This is a genomic window from Stenotrophomonas sp. 2YAF22 (assembly GCF_052114665.1).
Classification (GTDB): domain Bacteria; phylum Pseudomonadota; class Gammaproteobacteria; order Xanthomonadales; family Xanthomonadaceae; genus Stenotrophomonas; species Stenotrophomonas indicatrix.
In genome coordinates, this window is sequence record NZ_JBFRFE010000175.1 from 1 (window position 1) to 6,981 (window position 6,981).

At 68.7% G+C, this 6,981-nt stretch carries 2 protein-coding genes; both read left to right on the forward strand.

Annotation, left to right across the window (positions count from 1 at the left end):
- Positions 1-939: phosphoribosylformylglycinamidine synthase subunit PurQ (locus tag AB4Y84_RS09025; protein ID WP_442250019.1), on the forward strand; the 939-nt coding region annotated here is incomplete at its 5' end.
- Positions 940-1,379: 440 nt separating this feature from the next.
- On the forward strand, positions 1,380-6,981 hold a 5,602-nt coding region (locus AB4Y84_RS09030; RefSeq protein WP_442250020.1), incomplete at its 3' end, for an ESPR-type extended signal peptide-containing protein.

A 6,981-nucleotide genomic window follows, 5' to 3' on the forward strand; every position in this document is an offset into this window, starting at 1 on the left:
GCGTTGTTCGACGCCTGGTGGTCGGTCACCCACGCCATGCAGAAGCGCCGCGACAATCCGGCCAACGCCGATGCCGAGCGCGAGATCGCCCGCGCCTTCACCGCGCCGGGCCTGAAGCCGAAGTTGAGCTTCGATCCCAATGAGGATGTCGCCGCACCGTTCGTGCAGACCGGGGCGCGTCCGCGCGTTGCGATCCTGCGCGAACAGGGCGTCAACGGCCAGATTGAAATGGCCAACGCCTTTGAACGTGCCGGCTTCCGCGCATTCGACGTGCACATGAGCGACCTCATTGAAGGCCGCGTGGCGCTGCAGGACTTCACCGGCCTGGTCGCCTGCGGCGGCTTCAGCTACGGCGACGTGCTCGGTGCCGGCCGCGGCTGGGCGACCTCGATCCTGGAACGTACTGCGCTGCGCGATGCCTTCGCCGCGTTCTTCGCGCGCGAGGACAGCTTCGCCCTGGGCGTATGCAACGGCTGCCAGATGATGAGCCAGCTGAAGGACATCATCCCCGGTGCCGAACACTGGCCGCAGTTCCGCCGCAACGCCAGCGAGCAGTTCGAAGCCCGCACCGCGCTGCTGGAAGTGGTGGAGTCGCCGTCGATCCTGCTGCGTGGCATGGCCGGTTCGCGCCTGCCGGTGGCGGTGGCGCACGGCGAAGGCCAGGCGGTGTTCGACAGCGCCGTCGACCAGGCCACAGCCCGCGTCGCGCTGCGCTACATTGATGGCAACGGCAACGTCGCCAGCCAGTACCCGCTGAATCCGAACGGTTCGCCCGACGGCATCACCGGCCTGACCAGCACCGACGGCCGGGTGACCATCATGATGCCGCACCCGGAGCGCACCCCGCGCGCGCTCAACCTGAGTTGGGCCCCGTCCGATTGGCAGGGTGATTCACCGTGGATGCGCATGTTCCGCAACGCACGGGTGTGGTGCGGTTGATCGCACGCGCATTGCGCAGCTGACGATGCCATCGCGTATGGAGAACCCGCCGGGAAACCGGCGGGTTTTTCTTTGTCCATACGGAAACTCCTGAACTGGCCATCAGTTACATGCGTTTTCATAAGTGAGGATTTCCTCACGTGCGCCTAACAAAATGCGTACATAAACAAGTGAAACAGTGAACTGCTTCACGGCAATGGGTTTTGCTGCGTCAAACTCTTGACGATCCGCAAAGATGCCGTTAACACTTGACCCCCGTTTCAAATCTGTTCATCCCGCAGTAACCGTACGGCGCATGCGCTCGGTTTTCTGTCCCTGCGCGCCGTTCGGCAATACCCGCAGTAAATCACGCGAATAAACGCCCCCAGGGGACGTTGGGCCACGAAGGCTCGGCGGTGGCGTTGCTTTGCCCAAAACCAGTCCAATCAGGAGCCGTACCGATGAATCGGATTTATCGCAAGGTCTGGAACAAAGCATTGGGTCAGTTGGTGGTGGCCTCGGAACTGGCCTCTTCCAGCTCATCAGGCGGGGTCGTCGACCAGCGCCGCGGTGCGACCGATGCCGCGCCGGCACGACTGGCTGCAGCGCTGGCCTTGGCAATGGGACTGGGCATGACCGGCGTCGCTGCGGCGCAGTCGGTCGAGATTGGGGGCAGCGCGAACTGCGTGGTGCTCAACAGCAAGGTGCTGGACAAGTGCGTGGTCGATGGCAGTGCCAGCGCCAAGGGCAGCAACGCGGTGGCGATTGGCGCGGGTACCAGCGCCACCGGCGCCAACAGCGTGGCGCTGGGCGCCGGTTCCAAGGCAACGCGCGCCAACACCGTTTCTGTCGGTGATGCCGGCAAGGAACGGCAGGTGACCAATGTCGCCGCCGGTACCGCCGCCACCGATGCGGTGAACAAGGCACAGCTGGATGCACAGGCGCGCGCCACGCAGGCCGCGCTTGCGCAGGCGGCGGCCGAGGGCAGCCGCTATTTCAAGGCCGATGGCGCTGGTGATGACAGCGACGCGGCAAAGATCGAAGGCCAGGGCGCCATCGCGGTCGGTAGTGGCAGCCAGTCGCTGGCCAACGCGACCACCGCGGTCGGCACCCAGGCGATTGCCGCAGGACTTGGTGCCAGTGCTTTCGGCCAGAACGCGCTCGCCTTCGGTGATGCCAGCGTAGTGGTCGGGCAGAGTGYGGCCGCCTTCGGCCTTGGCGATACGGCGGTAGGTGCAAGTGCCGTGGCCGCCAGCGAGAACGGTGCAGCCACCGCGTTGGGTGCACTGTCCGAAGCCAGCGCCGATGGCGCTACCGCGGTCGGCGCGGGTGCCGTGGCGATGGGCCCCGGCAGCACCTCGCTGGGCCGTGGTGCGACCGCCGCCAACGAAGCCTCCATTGCCGTCGGTGCGTTCAGCACGGCGGTGGGCGAATACAGCACCGCGCTGGGTTCCAATTCGGCGGCCGTGGCTACCGGCAGCGTGGCGCTGGGCGCCGGCTCGCTGGCCGACCGCGTCGATACCGTGTCGGTGGGTGCGGTCGACTACGGCCTGACCCGGCAGATCACCAGCGTTGCCGCCGGTACCGAAGATACCGATGCGGTCAACGTCGCTCAATTGAAGGACGTGGCAGCGGTAGCCGATACCACCGCCAAGCGATTCCAGGCCACCGGCAGCAGCAACAGCGATGCCGGTGCGTTGGCCGAGGGAGATGACGCGCTCGCCGCTGGCGAAGCCGCCAATGCGATCGGCAACGGTACGACCGCCGTCGGTGCAGGTGCGACCGCCGTCGCGCAGAACGCCACTGCGGTCGGCAACAACGCGCTTGCATCTGGCCAGAACAGCGCGGCCTTCGGCAACAACGCGCAGGCAGTCGGCCCGGGCAGCGTCGCCGTCGGCGGTGCTGCGGTGGATGCCGATGGCAATCCGCTGATCACCAGTGGTGGCGTGCCGGTAGAGACCGGCGCCACCAGTGCCGGGGTCGGTGGTACCGCCGTCGGCGCCAGCGCCGATGCCGGTGGTTTCGCCGCCTCGGCGTACGGCGTGGGTGCCTACGCGGCAGGTGCGCAGTCGTCGGCGTTCGGTGCGGTCTCCAATGCCATCGGCGACTACTCCACGGCCGTTGGTACGCAGAGCAACGCTACCGGCACCAGCAGCGTGGCCATCGGTGGTCCGGCCGACCTGATCCCGGGCCTGGGCTTCTTCGTGCAGACCCAGGCCAGTGGCGAAGCGGCCACGGCCGTCGGTGCCGGTGCCATCGCCAGCGGCAACCAGGCCGTGGCCAATGGCAGCCTGACCGAGGCCTCCGGTGCCGAATCCGTCGCAGTGGGCTACTTCGCCTATGCACCGGGCGAGAACGCCAGCGCGCTGGGTGCGCAGACCTGGGCCAGCGGTGCGCAGAGCACCGCCGTCGGCTACTACGCCACTGCGCGTGGTGCCAACAGCGTTGCACTGGGCGCCAATTCCGAAGCGGTGCGCGCCAACAGCGTGGCCGTGGGCAGTGCCGGCAACGAGCGGCAGATCACCAGCGTGGCGGCCGGCAGCGAAGCCACCGATGCAGTGAACAAGGCCCAGCTGGACGCCGTGGCCAGCACCGCCGACACCACCGCGCGCTTCTTCCAGGCGCAGCCGGAAAGCGGCAGCGATGCTGGCGCCTATGCAGAGGGCGAGGGTGCGGTAGCGGCGGGTTCGGCCAGCAACGCCATCGGTGCCGGCGCGCTGGCACAGGGCGCGGGCGCTGCGGCCATCGGCGCCGACAGCGTGGCGCTGGGTCGCAATACCTTCGCCGACGGTGACGGTGCGGTAGCCGTGGGTGGCCTCGGCCAGGCCTACGACGAATACAACCAGCCGCTGCTGGATGAGCAGGGCAACCCGGTGCAGATCGGCACCACCGCCTCGGCCGGTTCCACCGCCGTCGGCAATGCTGCGCAGGCGACCGGTGCCAGCAGCAGCGCCTTCGGCAATGCGGCACAGGCCACCGGCGACAACAGCTTCGCGGCAGGCGGCAAGTCGCGCGCTACCGGCAGCTATGCCGTCGCCGTCGGCGACAGCGCCTTCGCCAAGGCCGATGACAGCACCGCCGTAGGTGGCTACAGCACTGCCAGCGAGGAAGGCGCCACCGCCTTCGGTGCCGGCGCGTGGGCCACCGGCCGCAATGCCTCCGCGTTTGGTCCGGCGGCATGGGCCAGCGCCAACGGTGCCACCTCCATCGGCTACAACAGCTGGGCCAACGGCACCAGTTCCACCGCCGTCGGCCGCGGCGCCTTCAGCTACGGCGACAACAGTGTTGCGCTGGGCTTCCAGGCGCTGGGCAACAGCATCAACAGCATCGCCATCGGCACCAACACGGTGGCCGGCGGGGAAAGCGCGATCGCCCTGGGCGCGGGCAGCACGGCCAGTGGCAACAACGCGGTTGCGCTGGGAGCCGGTTCGGTGGCCAGCCGTGATCGCAGCGTGTCAGTGGGCAGCGCGGGCAACGAGCGGCAGATCACCAGTGTGGCGGCCGGTACCCAGGCCACCGATGCGGTGAACAAGTCGCAGCTCGACGCGGTTGCAGCCAGTGCCGCGACCACCAGCAAGTACTTCCAGGCCAGCGGCAGTGCCGACAGCGACGCCGGTGCCTACGTGGAAGGTGACAACGCGCTGGCCGCGGGTGAATCGGCCAACGCCATCGGCAACGGCGCAACCGCCCTCGGCAGTGGCGCCAATGCACTGGCCGGCAACGCACAGGCCATCGGCTTCAATGCCCTGGCCAGCGCGGCCAATGCCAGCGCCATCGGTGCCAACGCACAGGCGACCGGCGAATACGCCACTGCTCATGGTGCCGAGAGCGAAGCCAGCGGCGAGCAGAGTGCGGCCTTCGGCGCGGCCGCGGTGGCCAGCGGCGCTGGCAGCACCGCCAGCGGCGTGCTGTCCGAAGCCAGCGGCGAAGAAGCCGTGGCGGTAGGCTACTTCAGCAACGCCAGCGGTGAGGCCGCCACTGCGGTCGGCAGTGAAAGCGTGGCCAGTGGCACCGCTTCGGCAGCATTCGGCATTGGTGCCGAAGCGACCGGTGGCTACAGCACCGCCATCGGCGGTTACGCCAACGCCTCGGCATTCAACGCCACTGCCTTCGGCAACTTTGCCAACGCCTCCGGTTCCAACAGCGTCGCGCTTGGTGGCGATTCGGAAGCGTCCGGTGCCTACAGCACCGCCACCGGCCAGGGCAGCCTGGCTACCGGCACCAATGCCGTGGCCGTCGGTGGATCGTTGTTCGGCCTGCTGGCGACCGAAGCATCCGGCGACTATTCCACCGCGGTCGGTGGCGGCGCCTATGCGCCGGGCATCAACAGCACCGCGCTGGGCAATGCGGCTGAATCGCGCGGTGCCAACAGCGTGGCGCTGGGTGCCGATTCGATTGCCGACCGCGACAACACCGTGTCGGTCGGTGGCGGCGGCAACACCCGCCAGATCACCAACGTGGCCGCCGGTACCCAGGGTACCGATGCGGTGAACAAGGACCAGCTGGACGCGGTGGCTGCCGAAGGCGCAAAGACCAGCAAGTACTTCCAGGCCAGCGGCAGCGCCGACAGCGATGCCGGTGCCTACGTGGAAGGTGACAGCGCGCTGGCTGCCGGTGAAGCCGCCAATGCGATCGGCACCGGTGCCACCGCACTTGGCAGTGGCGCAACGGCGGTAGCCGCGAACGCTACGGCGGTGGGCTTCAACAGCCTGGCCAGCGGCGGCAATGCGGCCGCAGTGGGCAACAACGCGCAGGCGACCGGTGAAGACAGCGCGGCCCTCGGCAGCGGTGCGGTGGCCAGCGAAATCAGCACCACCGCGACCGGTGCAGGCGCGCAGGCGACGGCGGTGTACAGCACCGCCAACGGTGCCGAGGCAGTTGCCAGTGGTGCGCAGTCGCTGGCCAGCGGCTTCCGTTCGGCAGCCACTGCAGACGGCACCACGGCGGTGGGCGGCTACAGCGAAGCCAGCGGTCGCCTCGGCTCGGCGCTGGGCTATGGCACCGTGGCCAGTGGTGCCAACAGCACCGCTGCCGGTGTGTTCGCTGCGGCGTCGGGCGCCAGTTCGGTGGCCATGGGTGATTCCAGCGAAGCCAGCGGCGATGAGAGCGTGGCCATCGGTGGCAGCACCTTCTTCGGCCTGGTGCCGTCGCGTGCCAGTGGCTACGGCGCAGCGGCGTTCGGCGCCGGTGCCTGGGCTACCGACGACTACGCCACCGCCATCGGCTGGAACTCGTGGGCCGATGGCGCCGAGTCGACCGCGCTGGGTGCCAGCGCTACCGCCAACGGCGCCAACAGCGTGGCCCTGGGCGCAGGCTCCAAGGCTGACCGTGACAACACCGTCGCCGTCGGCAGTGCCGGCAGCGAACGCCAAGTGACCCACGTTGCCGCTGGCACCGAAGGCACCGATGCGGTCAACAAGAACCAGCTCGATGCTGTCGCCGCCACGGCGGACAAGACCAGCAAGTACTTCCAGGCCAGCGGCAGCGCCGACAGCGATGCCGGTGCCTACGTGGAAGGAGACAACGCACTGGCTGCCGGTGAAGCGGCCAATGCGATCGGCAACGGCGCCACCGCGCTCGGCAGTGGTGCCACGGCCATGGCCGCGAACGCGACCGCCGTGGGCTTCAACACGCTGGCCACGGGCAGCAATGCGGCCGCGGTGGGCAGCAACGCACAGGCCACCGGCGCAGACAGTGCCGCACTCGGCAACGGTGCGGTAGCCAGTGGCATCAGCGCCACCGCCACCGGCACGGCTGCACAGGCCAGCGGCGTCTACAGCACCGCCAACGGTGCGGAGGCTGTCGCCAGCGGTGCGCAATCGCTGGCCAGTGGTTTCCGCAGTGCGGCCTCGGCCGATGGCACCACCGCCATCGGTGGCTACAGCGAAGCCAGCGGCCGCCTCGGCACCGCACTGGGCTACGGCTCGGCGGCGACCGGTGCCAACACCACGGCTGTCGGCTTCGGTGCAGCAGCAGCAGGCAGCGGTGCGGTCGCCGTCGGTCAATCCAGCGAAGCCAGTGGCGCAGAGAGTGTCGCCATCGGTGGCAGCACCTTCTTCGGCC